Origin of the sequence: Luteolibacter yonseiensis (assembly GCF_016595465.1) — a bacterium.
Classification (GTDB): domain Bacteria; phylum Verrucomicrobiota; class Verrucomicrobiia; order Verrucomicrobiales; family Akkermansiaceae; genus Luteolibacter; species Luteolibacter yonseiensis.
On the sequence record NZ_JAENIK010000004.1, the window covers coordinates 790,703 to 805,136 of the forward strand.

Consider the following 14,434-nt stretch of genomic DNA (forward strand, 5'->3'; position numbering starts at 1 on the left):
CACTTATCGTTATGAAGGACCTCAGCAAATACCGCAACATCGGGATTTTCGCCCACGTTGATGCGGGCAAAACCACCACCACGGAGCGCATTCTCAAGCTCACCGGCAAGATTCACAAGATCGGTGAGGTTCACGACGGCGCATCGACCATGGACTTCATGGAACAAGAGGCTGAGCGCGGTATCACCATCCAGTCCGCCGCCACCACCTGCTTCTGGAAGGACCACCAGTTCAACGTCATCGATACTCCCGGCCACGTTGACTTCACCATCGAGGTCTATCGTTCGCTCAAGGTTCTCGACGGCGGTGTGGGCGTGTTCTGCGGTTCCGGCGGTGTCGAGCCACAATCCGAAACCAACTGGCGCTACGCGAACGATTCCAAGGTTTCCCGCGTCATCTACGTGAACAAGCTGGACCGTATCGGTGCGGATTTCTACCGCGTCGTCGCCCAGGTGAAGAAGATCCTCGGCGCCACTCCGCTTGTCATGGTCCTGCCGATCGGCACGGAGTCCGATTTCGTTGGTGTTGTCGACCTTCTCACGATGAAGGCCCACATCTGGGATGACTCCGGCCAGCCTGAGAATTTCAAGATCGAGGAAATCCCCGCCGACCTCGTGGACAAGGCGAAGGAATACCGCGCCCAGCTCATCGAGACCGCCGTTGAACAGGACGACGCGATCATGGAAGCTTATCTCGAAGGCACCGAGCCGACCATCGAGCAAGTCAAGAAGTGCATCCGCAAGGGCACCATCGACCTCGCGTTCTTCCCGACCTACTGCGGTTCGTCGTTCAAGAACAAGGGCCTGCAACTCGTTCTCGACGCTGTCGTCGACTACCTTCCTTCCCCAACCGACGTGAAGCCACTCCCTGAAGTGGACGCCGAAGGTAACGAAACCGGCAACTTCGCCATCATCGACCCTGCCGCCCCGTTCCGTGGCCTGGCATTCAAGATCATGGACGACAAGTTCGGCGCGCTCACCTTCACCCGTATCTATTCGGGCACGATCAAGAAGGGCGACACCGTTCTCAACTCCTTCACCGGCAAGACCGAGCGCATCAGCCGTATGGTGGAAATGCACGCCGACGACCGTAAGGAAATCGATTCCGCACAAGCTGGCGACATCGTCGCGCTTGTCGGACTTAAGAACGTGCAGACCGGTCACACGCTTTGTGACGAGAAGAACCCGGCCACGCTTGAGCCGATGGTTTTCCCGGACCCCGTCATTTCCATCGCCGTCGCCGCCAAGGACAAGGCGAACGCCGAGAAACTCGCCAACGCCATCGGCAAGATGGTCCAGGAAGATCCTTCGTTCCGCGTCGAAACCGACGAGGAGACCAACGAAATGATCCTCAAGGGCATGGGCGAGCTCCACCTCGACATCAAGATCGACATCCTGAAGCGCACGCACAAGGTGGAGGTCACCGTCGGTGCTCCACAGGTCGCCTATCGCGAAACCATCACCAAGCCCGTCAACGACAGCTACACCCACAAGAAGCAGTCCGGTGGTTCCGGCCAGTTCGCGAAGATCGACTACACCATCGAGCCCGGCGAGCCAGGCACCGGCTTCATCTTCGAGTCGAAGGTCGTCGGCGGCAGCATCCCGAAAGAGTTCATCCCAGCCGTCGAAAAAGGCTTCAAGACCTGCGTCGACAAGGGACCTCTTGCGGGTTATCCTTGCTTGGACTTCAAGGTCACGCTCAACGAAGGTGGTTTCCACGCGGTTGACTCCAGCAACATCGCCTTCGAAATCGCCGCGAAAGCCGCGTATCGCCAGACGATGCCGAAGGCCGCCCCGCAGATCCTCGAGCCAATGATGAAACTCGACGTCTTCGCTCCCGAAGAAAAAGTCGGCGACGTCATCGGCGACCTCAACCGCCGCCGCGGCATGATCCAAGGCCAGGAGCCGACTCCGGGCGGCATCCGCGTCAAGGCCGAGGCTCCGCTGTCCGCCATGTTCGGCTACATCGGCGACCTCCGCACGATGACCTCCGGCCGCGGCCAGTTCTCCATGGAGTTCAGCCACTACGCGCCATGTCCGAAGAACGTCTCCGACGACGTCATCGCCAAGGCGAAGGCTCGTGAGGAAGCGCTCCGCAAGTAATCCGAGGCGGGCGGAAACGCCTGTCAGCGAATCAAACCAACCCGCCGTCCCGAAAGGGGCGGCGGGTTTTTCTCATCCTGTTGCGAAAGCAAATTGAGCGTTGCCTGCGAAGTGGAGGAACGAATAGATGTGGCTGATGAATTTTTGGAATTTCCTCGCGGTTTCGGGAAAATCGGCGAGCGAGCAGATCGGCCAGGCCACAGGTTCGGGGATCGTCGTGTTGATGCTGCTCGCGGGCATCCTGAAGTGCGTGTCGTTGCTGCGGCGTCCGACCGTCAGCAAGCCCTGCGTTCTGGCGCTGATGGTGTTGTTGTGCGGATGGACACTTTCCTGCGTGCAGGTGGGTTTGGAGGCTTTCGAGGTCGGGTCGAACCTCAGCCGGGTGCTTGTCGGCTTTGGACTGTGTGTTTGTTGGCTGGCGGCCCTGGTGCTGGGCATTGTCGGTCTGGCGCTGTATGACAGCACGCGCTTCCGGCAAGGCCGTGCCCAGGCGATCTGGGCCATTTCCCTTGCCTCGATCTTGCTTCTGGCGACCGCGGGGATTGTTGTTTCCGGCGCCCTCAAATCCGCTGACGACGGGTGGGAAGGGTTTCGCGAAGCGGGAGCGGTCGATACCGGAAACGTTCCGATCCGGAACACGGACTTCAATTTTTCCCTGACGCCGGCCAAGGGCTGGGTGCGGGTCAAGCCGGATGCCATCAACAAGCTTGCCTGCCTCGCCCTGCGCAAGTCCAACCCGGAGGTATTCAGCATGGTCATCGCCGAGAAGATCCCCTCGGCTCCTGATTTGGAACAACTGCGCGAGATCGTGAAGTCCAATCTCGCGATGAATGTGGAGGTGATCTCCCAGACGGAAGATACGGTGGTGACGCCGGAAGGCCTCACCTTCGCCCACCTCAGCACCCAAGCGCGGGTCCAGTCGGCGGTCTTCAATTACGAACACTGGATCACCACCCGGCGGGGATTCTCGTGGCAGATGGTGTCATGGAACAAGGGTGACAAGGCGGGTCTTGCGAGGGATGCGCGCTCCTTGATGGAAACCTTCCGCATTCTCGACCCTGCCCTCGACGCGGTTGGCAAGGGCACCGTGGCGGATGTGAAACGGCCGGAGCTCGGCTACCGGACCGGCCTGGATGGCCTGGGCTGGGCGCCATGGACGACCGGCGGGGTGAACGCGTTGGTGGACTTCCGGGCCTTGCGTGGAAACGAGGCATTGGTGGTGCTGCCCCTGCGGTTCGATGTGGATCCGCCCGACCTGGACGCCCTCACCCGTGGATTGTTGTCCGCCTTCCAGTTGGAAAAGTCTGGTGACGGAAATTCCGTAAAACCGTGGTCGCCGGGACATGGAGGAACCGGCCGGGAGATCCGGATGGAACGAACGGTCGATGGTGAGCAGTACCGCTACATCCTGCGTGTCGCAAGAGGACGGCGCGGCGCCCATCTGCTGGCCGGATGGGCTGCGGCTGGAAAGGGGGATCTCGATCTGGTCAGCCGCAGTCTTGATGCGATCACCCTCGGCGAGCCGGAAGGCGACGCCCCGCCGCTGGCACCCGACCAGAAGAAGGCGCTGGGATTGATCTTGAATGAAGCGGCGCTTTCCCTGGCGAACCGGAGCGAGCGGGAGGCCGCGGCAGCATGGTTTTGCAAGGCTTTTGAGGAGGGGGGAGACCCCACCGTGCTGGGCAATGCCGGCGATGCTTTCGAACGCCTGGGACAGGCGGTCAAGGGATGCGCGTTCCTCGCGCCTCATGTCGGGAAGTTTCCTGACAATCATTACGTCGCATTGCGCTACGCCCGCCTGCTGGCGTTGAACGGAGACATGAAGGAGGCTGAAGAGGCATTCCTGAAATTGGTGGAAAAGGGTCTGCGCGACGAAAACGACCTGTTGTCCTGGCTTCAGTTGCTCAACGGCCGCGGGCAGCATGTCCCGGCCTTGCGCTGTGTGGATGCCTGGCTCGTGAAAAATCCGAGCGTCAATGCCCGGCGCTGGCAGGCGCAGACACACAGCTCGGGGGGAGACGGCGCGAAAGCCATCGAGATGCTTGAAAAGCTTCGTGCCGAAAATCCGGATGACAAGAACGTGGGCCTCGATCTCGGAACCGAATACAATGAGGCTGGCGAAAACGCCAAGGCGGCGGCCATCGCGGAGAAGCTGTTGGACGGTGGCGACGAATCTTCCCGGGCGCTGTGCGTCCTCGGTTGGAGCCAGATGGGACGGCACTGGTATCGCGACGCGAAGGCATCTTTCGAGCGTGCCGCGAAACTGGCACCCGACGACACGTCCATCCAGGACTATATCCGCCGGGCTTCCGCCGCACTTGGCCAAGGGGACAACTCCGAAGTGAAGAACGAGATCCCGGCGGTGGAGATCCCCGCCGGAGTGGTGGCTGCGCTCGCTGCCAAACCTCCTGCGGCGGAATTCGGCGAGGGACATCCCTGCGCCTGGCTGCTGCGCGCCACCGGCTACCACTTCGAAAAAGGAAAGCCGCTCCGCCGGACCATCCATCGCCGTGTGAAGGTTTTGACGACGGAAGGCGCGGCTGACATGAGTTCGGTAACGGCGACGTTCGACCCCATCCACGAGCGGATCTTCATGAACCGTCTGGAGGTCAGGAATGCCGCCGGAGAAGTCCTGGCGAAGGCATCCGTCGATGACGCCTACGTAAAGGAGGGAGGGGACGAGGCCACCCATGAGAAGACACTTCACCTGCAGGTCGCGGCGGTCCAGCCGGGAACCACCGTCGAGTGGCAGATCACGATCGAGGATCGCAGCCCGTCGGATCGTTTCAGGTTCAACCGGCATTTGTTCGCCAGCGGATTTCCCTCCGCCGGAGAGGTGGTGTTCGTCACCGGGGATGTGTCTGCCGTGCGCTCCGAACTGACGAACGGAGGAAGCATCAGAACGATCCTCGACGACCGGCTGGCGGCATGGATTTGCGGGGAGATGCAGGCGGCCGAGTTCGAACCGTATTCCATCCCCGTCGAGCAACGTTGCCCGATGTTGTGGATCGGTGGGAGCGAAGGCTCCTGGGAGACAGTGGGAAGGGATTACCTCAAGGACCTTGATGACCGCCTGCGGGTGGACAAGACCCTGGAGGATCTCGCCCGGTCGCTCGTTAAGGAAAAGACTGGCGAGCGGGACAAGATCGCCGCCATCACCAGTTATGTCCAGAAGGAGATTTCGTACAAAGCCATCGAGTTCGGCATCCGCGGGCGGCGTCCCAACCCGGCGGATGAAACGCTCCGCTCGCGCTACGGCGACTGCAAGGATACCTCCGTGCTCGCCCACCTGTTGCTGCGGGCCGCGGGCGTGGAAAGCCACCTGGCCGTGGTGAACACGGATTGGGAGACACACCCGGATCTGCCGACCCTCGACCAGTTCAACCATATCGTGCTGCTGGTTCCGTCTCTCGGGAAAAACTGGCTTCTGGATCCCACCGACAAAACCCTCGATCTCGCGTCATTCCCCGCGGACAATCTCTGGCACAGCAGGGCGCTGGTGCTGGATCCCGCCGGTCCGAGGCTGATCGACCGTCCCGCCCCGGCGCCGAAGGGAAGCGCGGATGTCAGCAGCCGCCGCACGGTTATGGTTCGGAACGAAGACCTGCACCTGGAGGAGACTCTCGAATTGACGGGTTATTATGCTTCATGGATGCGGGGCTCGTTCACCGGTCTCAGTCCTGCGGAACAGACAAGGAAAGCGCAGGGGATTCTCGGGGAAGGAGCCGCGCAATTGCACGGGTTCCGGTTCGAAAATCTGGACCGGGTCGGAGAGCCGGCCCGGCTTGTGATGGATTATGATGTGAGAGAGGCCATCAGCACCGAGAACGGACGCTGTACGGCGGTGGTGCCCGCTCTTTGGGAGAGGGATTACCTCGCCACCAAGTTTGTGAAAGACCGGAAAACAGAGTTCGAGACTTTCTACCCCCTGCACTTCACAAGTGAGGTTACGGCGAAAATTCCGATGCCGCCGGAAAAGCAGGGCGTGGTTTCCTCTCCCAGGAACAAAAGTACGGACCATTGCGAGTGGAGCCTGAACACGGAGCCCGCCGGAGATGGAGTCAAGGTGACCTTCGATTTCGTCGCCCACCCAGGTCACCGGCCCGCGGCAAGCTACGGTGCCTTTCATGAGGCGTGGAGCTCCGCGGGGCGGGCGTGGGACAAACCGTTGGGTTGGGTCCCCCGGTAGTGGCTTCCATGGTCCCGCCCGCCGGGCGTTGTTGGATGGCTTCAAACTCCCGATGAACTTTTTCGAAGTATGGCAATTCACACGACAGCACCTAATACTCACTCCACGATGAAACGAATCACCTGCCTCTTGTCTCCGGCACGCGTGCTGCTCGGCGTTCTCGCAACCTGTTGCATGCCGCTTCAGGCGGAGCCGCCCACACCTGTGGCACCACCTGTGAAGAAACAGGAATTCCACGTCTACCTGCTCATGGGGCAGTCGAACATGTGTGGCCGGGATACCCGGGAACTCGCCGGACAAGTGGACAACCCGAAGGTCCTCGCGCTGGGTCCCGATGGGAAATGGGTGGTCGCCCGTGACCCCATGTTTCCGAAGGCGGGGCGCATCGAGCCGGGTGCGGGGCCGGGCATTCCCTTTGCCAGCCGGATGCTTGCCGCCGGCGGGAAGGCGGGCATCGGCCTCGTCCCTTGTGCGGTGGGTGGCACGAAGCTGGAGAGGTGGGTGAAAGGTGGCGATCTCTATCAGAACGCGCTCTCGCAGGCGAGGGTTGCCGCGAAGGATGGAATCATCAGCGGCGTGCTGTGGCATCAGGGCGAGTCGGATTCGGAAAAGATGGAAACCGCCGGAACATATGAAGCGCGGCTGAAACAGATGCTCACCGACCTGCGGGCAGACCTGAAGCAGCCGGAACTGCCCATCGTGGTCGGCCAGATCGGAGATTTCATGGACGAGAAGAAATTTCCCGGAGCGGAAACGGTGAGAAAAGCCATCCGGCGGATGCCGCAACTGTTGGAACATGTCGGCTACGCGGATTCCGCCAGACTCAAGGACAAGGGCGACAAGCTTCATTTCGACACAGATGGCTCGAAGCAACTCGGCGAGCGGTTCGCCAAGGCGATGTTGGAGCTGGAGAAAAAGTGAACCTGTCCGATAGGTGGGGCGGCGCTCCGGCGGGAGTTACATCGGTCGGCGCATGTCGTTGATCCCGGTGGGGGATTGTTACTTCGATTGCGGTAGAGAGAGATCGGAAGGAGCCGGGGTATTCTCCAGTCGATGTTCCATCCGCCGACATGCCCATGATCCCGTCATTCGTCCGAGCGCTTTCCCTTGTGCTGATCCTGTCCCCGCTTCATGCGGAACCCGTCACGATCAGGCATGAGGAAATTTCCGTGAAAGCCGCGTTTCCGATGCCTGTCATCAAGGTGCCGGTGTTTCCAAAAAAGGATTTCGTCGTGACGGAATATGGAGCGAAAGAGAGCGGTGATTGCTCCTCCTCCATCGAACAAGCCATCGCCGCATGTCATGAGGCGGGTGGGGGGAGGGTCGTCATTCCCGAGGGGAAATGGCTTACGGGAAAAGTCCATTTCCGCAGCAACGTGAACCTGCATCTCGAAAAGGGGGCGACGCTTCTCTTCAGTGATGATCCCGCCGACTACCTGCCCGCCGTCCAATCCAGTTGGGAGGGATTCGAATGCTTCAACTACTCTCCGCTCATCTATGCTTTCGATTGCGAGAATGTCGCCATCACAGGCGGGGGGAAAATCGAAGCGGAGATGGGGACATGGAAGGAATGGTCGGGCCGTCCTCCCGCGCACATGGAAGCGTTGAAAAAACTCTATACCATGGCTTCGACAAATGTGCCGGTCATCGAACGCCAGATGGCCGTAGGGGAGAACCACCTGCGGCCGCAGTTCATCCAGTTCAACCGTTGCAGGAATGTGCTGATCGAGGACATCACGATCCGCAACAGCCCCTTCTGGACCATCCATCTCCTGCTCTGCGACTCGGTTGTCGTCCGTGGCCTTGATATCCATGCCCATGGTCATAACAACGACGGCATCGACCCGGAAATGACGCGGAACCTGCTGGTTGAAAATTGCAGGTTCGACCAGGGCGACGACGCCATCGCCATCAAGTCCGGAAGCAATCAGGACGGCTGGAGGCTGGGTGTCCCCACGGAGAACATCGTCATCCGCGGCTGCACCGTCATCGAGGGCCACCAGCTGGTCGCCATCGGCAGCGAGCTCTCCGCGGGGATCCGCAATGTCCACGTGCGCGACTGCCGGTTTGTGAATGAAAAGTATCAGCCGATGAACCTGCTCTTCATCAAGACGAACCACCGCCGCGGCGGCTTCGTGGAGAACATCCATATGGAAAACATCGAGGCCGGGCGGGTGCGGCAGAGCGTGCTCGGCATCGAGACGGACGTGCTTTACCAATGGAAGAATCTCGTGCCGACCTACGAGGAACGCATCACGAAAATCAGCGGCATCCACGTGTCCAACATCAAGGTGGCGGAAACCGGCATTCCGTTCCGCATCGAGGGCGACAAGCGCGAACCGGTGACAGACGTCACCCTCGACGGGATTTCCATCGGCAGGGCCCGGGGAAAGAAAAACGACTATGTGAACGCGAAGGATGTGAAGGAAACCAACGTCAGGATCGGCGAGCTGGTGGCCGGGGATAAGAAGAAAAAATAACGCTCCCCATGCTTCCGCGAATTTCCATCCCAGTCTTGTTGCTCATCTCCGGTCACGCCCTCGCGACGGTGGATCTTGTGAATCCGACAACCGGCACATTTCCGCTGGTAAGTGCGGGCAAGGCCGCGCCGATCGTGCTTCCGGAGGATGCGCCGGAGGTGGTGAAAATCGCCGCGCGCGACCTTGCCGCCGACATCGCCGCGGTGTCCGGTATCACGCCGGAAGTGTTGGCCGCCGCCCCGGCCGGCAAGGATCAGCCCCGTGTCGAACTGATGTTCAGTCCGGACCTCAAGGGAAAATGGGAGGCATTCCGTCTCACGGCCAGGCCCGGCGTGCTCACGATCAGCGGTTCGGACCGCCGGGGCCTCGCCTTCGGCATTTATGAAATTTCCAGCCGTATCGGCGTGTCACCATGGAGGTGGTGGGCGGACGTTCCGGTGACCCCACGCCCGGAGCTTCACTTGTCGCCGGGCGATGAACCGGTCGATCAACCGGCTGTCAGGTATCGCGGCATTTTCATCAACGACGAGGATTGGGGCCTGCAACCGTGGGCTGCGAAGAATTTCGAACCGGAGGTGAAGGACATCGGTCCCGGGACCTACACGAAGATCTTCGAACTCCTCCTGCGCCTGCGTGCGAACACCATCTGGCCCGCGATGCATGAATGCACCAAGGCATTCCACCTCATCCCGGGCAATGCCGCCGCGGCCGACGCGTATTCGATCGTGCTCGGCTCCAGCCATGCGGAGCCGATGCTGCGCAGCAACACCACCGAGTGGACCGCGCCCAAGGAGGATTACAACTATATCAGGAATCCGGGTGGCGTGCTCGCCTATTGGGAAGAACGCGTGAAGGAACGCTCCGCGGGTGAAAGCCTTTTCACCATCGGCATGCGCGGCATCCATGACAGTGCGATTGTCGGTCCGAAAAGCAAAGCCGAGCGCATTTCCACGGTTGAAAGGATTTTCGCCGACCAGCGCGGGCTGCTCGGCAAATATCTCGGCAAGGGTGATCCCTCCCGCGTGGGCCAGATTTTCGTCCCCTACAAGGAGGTGCTGGAGGACTACGACGCCGGGATGAAAGTGCCGGAGGATGTGTCCATCATGTGGACGGACGACAACTTCGGTTACATCCGGCGCCACGCCACACCGGAAGAGCGCAGGCGGTCCGGCGGCTTCGGCATTTATTATCATGCCTCCTATCTCGGAGCGCCTCTCTCGTGGTTGTGGGTCGACACGCTGCCGCCCGCGCTGGTGTGGTCGGAAATGATGCGCGCCTACGAACACGGCGCGAACGGCGTTTGGATCGTCAATGCGGGCGACATCAAGAACACCGAACGGTCGATGGAGTTTTTCCTCGATCTCGCCTGGCATGCCGACCGGACGGACCCCAGCGCGCCGGAGCGTTTCATGCGGAAAACCGCCGAGCGCGACTTTGGCAAGGAACATGCCGCCGCTGTCGCGGACGTTCTGAACCGGCTTCACGCCATCAACTTTTCCCGGAAAGCCGAGCATCTGCAGTGGCATTCTACCGGCACCCCCTACAAACCCACGGAACTGAACGAAGCGGAGATCGAACAACGCCTGGGAGCATGCGCCGGTCTGCTGCGCGACAGCGCCGCGCTCGCCGCCAAACTGCCGCCTGCCGCCCGTGACGCGTATTTCCAGCTCGTCGGCTATCCGGTCGCAATCACGGAGGCCGTGAACGAACGTTATTTCCGCTCGGAACTCGCCCGTGCCGACTCGGTCCGTGGCCGTGCTCCGGAGGCGAACAAAGCCGCCGCGATCGAAGCCGGGGAGCGGATCAGGAAACTGACCTCCCGATACAACAACGGAATCGCCAAAGGAAAATGGCGCGGCGTCGTGACGGAAAATGGTGTCTCCGCCAAAAGCTGGACCCGCTTCCAGCCCTCTTCTTCCGAGCCTCCCGCGCCGACGTCCCAAAACATCTGTCCTCCGGCTCCGTCCGCTCGCGCATCCGTCTCCCGTCCTTCCGGCGTCCGTGCGGGTGATTTTGTCGAAGCTGGCCGGGTCGTCTCCATCGACGCGGGACATTTCACAACGAAACACGACGGTCCCAAGGCAGGTTGGCGGGTGATCCCGGGACTGGGCCGCACCGGCTCCGCCGTCACCGTGCTGCCGTCGTCGGCGACGATCAAACCGGATTCCGCGCCGGGTTTGGAATACCGTTTCCACACCACGACGAAGGCTCCTGCGAAGCTGCACGTCCGTCTCGTGCCGACACACCCCCTCGTGCTGGAACAAGGATTGCGCCTCGCCGTCAGCATCGACAACGACCGGCCCATTCCTCTCGCCGTGAACCGGGGTTTCAGCCCGAAAAGCAAGGAATGGAGCGAACGCGTGCTCTCCAACGCGACAGAGGCCGCCGCCGAACTTCCCAAACCCCTCAACCCCGGCTGGCACACTCTCCGTCTGGTGGCGGTCGATGCGGGCGTCGTCGTGGACAAGATCGTCCTCGATCTCGGCGGGCTGGAACCTTCTTACGACGGTCCTGCCGAAACCCGGGTTCCCTGACATTTTTCGAATTCAAAATCATGATGATAGCAATCAACCGACTCGTCGCGTCCGCCATGTTCGCCAGTGTGACATGCCTGCATGCGGGGGATGCGAATCCGCCCCGGAAAAAATATAACTTCAATCCCGGGTGGCTTCTGAAGACGGCGGATGAGACCGGTGCGGAGGCCGTGTCTTTCGATGACGGAAGCTGGAAACCCGTCACGCTGCCCCACGCGTGGAACGAGGACAGCGCCTTCAAGCTGGACAACAAGAAACTGCCCTCCGGAATCGCATGGTATCGCAAGCATTTCAAGCTGCCGCCGGAGGCGGCTGGCGGGAAGGTGTTTCTCGAATTCGAAGGCATCCGTCAGGCGGGCGAATTCTATCTCAATGGCGAATCGATCGGTCTCAGCGAAAACGGGGTCATGGCGTTCGGCTTCGACATTACGGACAAGCTCAGGCCCGGGGAGAACGTGCTGGCCGCGCGCATCGACAACTCCACCCGATATGTGGAGAAAGCCACCGGCACATCGTTCCAATGGAACGTGAACGACTTCGCGGCCAACTACGGCGGCATCCCGAAAAACGTTTTCCTGCACGTCACCGGGAAATTGCACCAGACGCTGCCGCTTCACTCGAATCTCGGCACCACCGGTGTGTATGTCCATGCCCGCGATTTCGACATCAAGGGAAGGTCGGCGGAGATCACCGCGGAAACGCAGGTGAGGAACGATCACGCCTCGCCGAAGAAATTCAGCTATGAAGTCACGCTCACCGACGCGGACGGCAGGCTGGTGAAAACGCTGCAAGGCGGGGAACACACGCTCGCCGCGGGTGAGACACGCACTGTCAGTGCGGGCGGAAGGGTTTCCGATCTCCATTTCTGGAGCTGGGGCTATGGCTACCTCTATGATGTGGTCACCACGCTCAAGGTGGATGGCGGGTCGGTCGACGCCGTCACGACACGGACCGGTTTCCGCAAGCTGGAGTTCGGCAAGGGCCTCGTGAAGCTCAATGACCGGACGATCCAGATGAAAGGATACGCACAGCGCTCGACCAACGAGTGGCCTTCGGTCGGCCAGTCGGTGCCTCCCTGGCTCAGTGATTTCAGCAACGCCCTGATGGTGGAGAGCAATGCCAACCTCGTGCGCTGGATGCACGTCACGCCGGGGAAACAGGACATCGAGTCATGTGACCGCGTGGGCCTGCTGCAAGCCATGCCGGCGGGTGACAAGGAAAGGGACGCCCAGGACCGCCAATGGACCCAGCGCGTGGAACTCATGCGGGATGCCATCATTTACAACCGCAACAACCCGAGCGTGGTGATGTATGAAGGCGGCAATGAAAGCATCAGCGAGGAACACATGGCGGACCTCAAGGCCCTGCGCGACCAATATGATCCCCATGGAGGACGTGCCTCGGGTTCGCGGGAGATGTTGGACAGCAAGGTGGCGGAATACGGTGGCGAGATGCTCTACATCAACAAGAGCGCGCGGCTCCCTTTCTGGGCCACCGAATACTTCCGCGACGAAGCCCTGAGGAAATATTGGGACGACTGGTCACCGCCCTTTCACAAGAACGGAGATGGCCCGCCGGCACCGAAGGGCGAGAGCGGCGCACCTTACAACCGCAACCAGGACACCTATGCCGCCGCCACTGTGGAGCGTTGGTATGACTACTGGCGCGAGCGTCCCGGCACCGGCCTCCGATCCAGCGCGGGCGGGGTGAACATCGTGTTTTCAGACACGAACACCCACGGACGCGGAGCGGAGAACTACCGGCGGAGCGGCGAGGTGGATGCCATGCGTCTTCCGAAAGACGCCTTCTTCGCCCATCAGGTGATGTGGGACGGCTGGGTGGACGTGGAAAGACCCGCCGCCTATCTGGTGGGCCATTGGAACTACGAGGCACAGGTGAAAAAGCCGGTTCACGTCATTTCCTCCGCGGAAAAGGTCGAGCTGTTTGTGAATGGGAAGTCGAAGGGCTTCGGCGAGCAAAGCAGCCGCTTCCTCTATACATGGAGGGAGATCCCGTTCGAACCCGGCGCGGTCAAGGCGGTTGGTTATGATTCCAACGACCGGAAGACTTGTGAAACGGAAAAGAAAACCGCGGGCGTTCCGGTGTCTGTCAGACTCACACCGCGCACGGCACCCGGTGGATTGCTGGCGGATGGGGCTGACATGGCGCTCATCGATGTGGAAGTTGTCGATGCCCGGGGCAACCGCTGCCCTACGGCTTTCAATCCCATTCGTTTCGACCTCTCGGGGCCCGCCGAGTGGCGTGGTGGTATCGCCCAGGGGCCGGACAATTTCATCCTGTCCAAGGAACTTCCCGTCGAGTGCGGCGTGAACCGCGTGTTGGTCCGGTCCCTGCCGCGGGAGGGGAAGATTGTTCTCAAGGCCGCGGCGGACGGCCTCACGCCGGCCTCCATCGAGCTGGTTTCCAAGCCGCTTGTGGTCGTGGACGGTTTGTCGGAGGTCATTCCCGGAGCCACCTTGCCCGCTTCGTTCAAACGGGGGGGCACGCCAGACGGTGATTCCGTCACGCCGACACGCACACCGCTCCCCATCGCCGGAGCGACCGCCGGCAGTTCGCCCGAGCAAGCCGCGCTCAGCTACGATGACAACGAGAACACCGGATGGAAAAACAACGGCAGGCCGGACACCGGGTGGATCCAATATGATTTGCAAAAAGCTTCGACCGTCAGCGAGATCACGCTGAAAATGGGCGGCTGGAGGGCGAAGGCCTATCCGTTGCGGATTACCGTGGATGGCGCGTTGGCCTATCAGGGCGTCACTCCCAAGAGCCTCGGATACGTCACCCTTCAACTGAAACCCACGCCTGGCAAAACCGTGCGGATCGAACTCGCGGGCGACATCGATGAAAAAGACGGCTTCGGCATGGTGGAGGTCACCGGCAAAAAACTTGAAGACGCCAAGCCCGCCGGGAAATCCGGTGCGTTGCAAATCATCGAAGCGGAAATCTACGGACCTCTCGCCCGGTCGGAGCGATGACAAAATGCAGGGACATCAAGGAGCCGCGGACTCCGATCCGCAGCAGTCCACAGATGAGCGGGATCCGCAGGCCGCAAATCCCCTGTCTCCTTCATATTTCCTCTTATGAAAGCCACTCTTTTACATATGTTTT

At 60.9% G+C, this 14,434-nt stretch carries 6 protein-coding genes; all 6 read left to right on the forward strand.

Annotation, left to right across the window (positions count from 1 at the left end; all coding sequences use genetic code 11):
* The first annotated feature begins 11 nt into the window (after positions 1 to 11).
* The 6 genes from fusA to JIN84_RS04955 all read left to right on the forward strand — a co-directional run bounded on the left by fusA (position 12) and on the right by JIN84_RS04955 (position 14,301).
* Positions 12 to 2,102, forward strand: coding sequence for an elongation factor G (gene fusA / locus JIN84_RS04930; RefSeq protein WP_200349895.1), 2,091 nt, complete (start codon positions 12 to 14; stop codon positions 2,100 to 2,102).
* Between the two features lie 136 nt (positions 2,103 to 2,238).
* A complete protein-coding gene (locus tag JIN84_RS04935) occupies positions 2,239 to 6,291 on the forward strand; it encodes a DUF3857 domain-containing protein (RefSeq protein ID WP_200349896.1) in 4,053 nt (1,350 codons plus the stop codon).
* A 108-nt stretch (positions 6,292 to 6,399) separates the two neighbouring features.
* A complete protein-coding gene (locus JIN84_RS04940) occupies positions 6,400 to 7,212 on the forward strand; it encodes a sialate O-acetylesterase (protein ID WP_200349897.1) in 813 nt (270 codons plus the stop codon).
* A gap of 155 nt (positions 7,213 to 7,367) precedes the next feature.
* A complete protein-coding gene (locus JIN84_RS04945) occupies positions 7,368 to 8,771 on the forward strand; it encodes a glycoside hydrolase family 28 protein (RefSeq protein WP_200349898.1) in 1,404 nt (467 codons plus the stop codon).
* Between the two features lie 35 nt (positions 8,772 to 8,806).
* On the forward strand, positions 8,807 to 11,305 hold the full coding sequence (locus JIN84_RS04950; protein WP_200349899.1) for a glycosyl hydrolase 115 family protein: 2,499 nt from the start codon (positions 8,807 to 8,809) through the stop codon (positions 11,303 to 11,305).
* Positions 11,306 to 11,325: 20 nt separating this feature from the next.
* On the forward strand, positions 11,326 to 14,301 hold the full coding sequence (locus tag JIN84_RS04955; RefSeq protein WP_200349900.1) for a DUF4982 domain-containing protein: 2,976 nt from the start codon (positions 11,326 to 11,328) through the stop codon (positions 14,299 to 14,301).
* Positions 14,302 to 14,434: the final 133 nt, after the last annotated feature.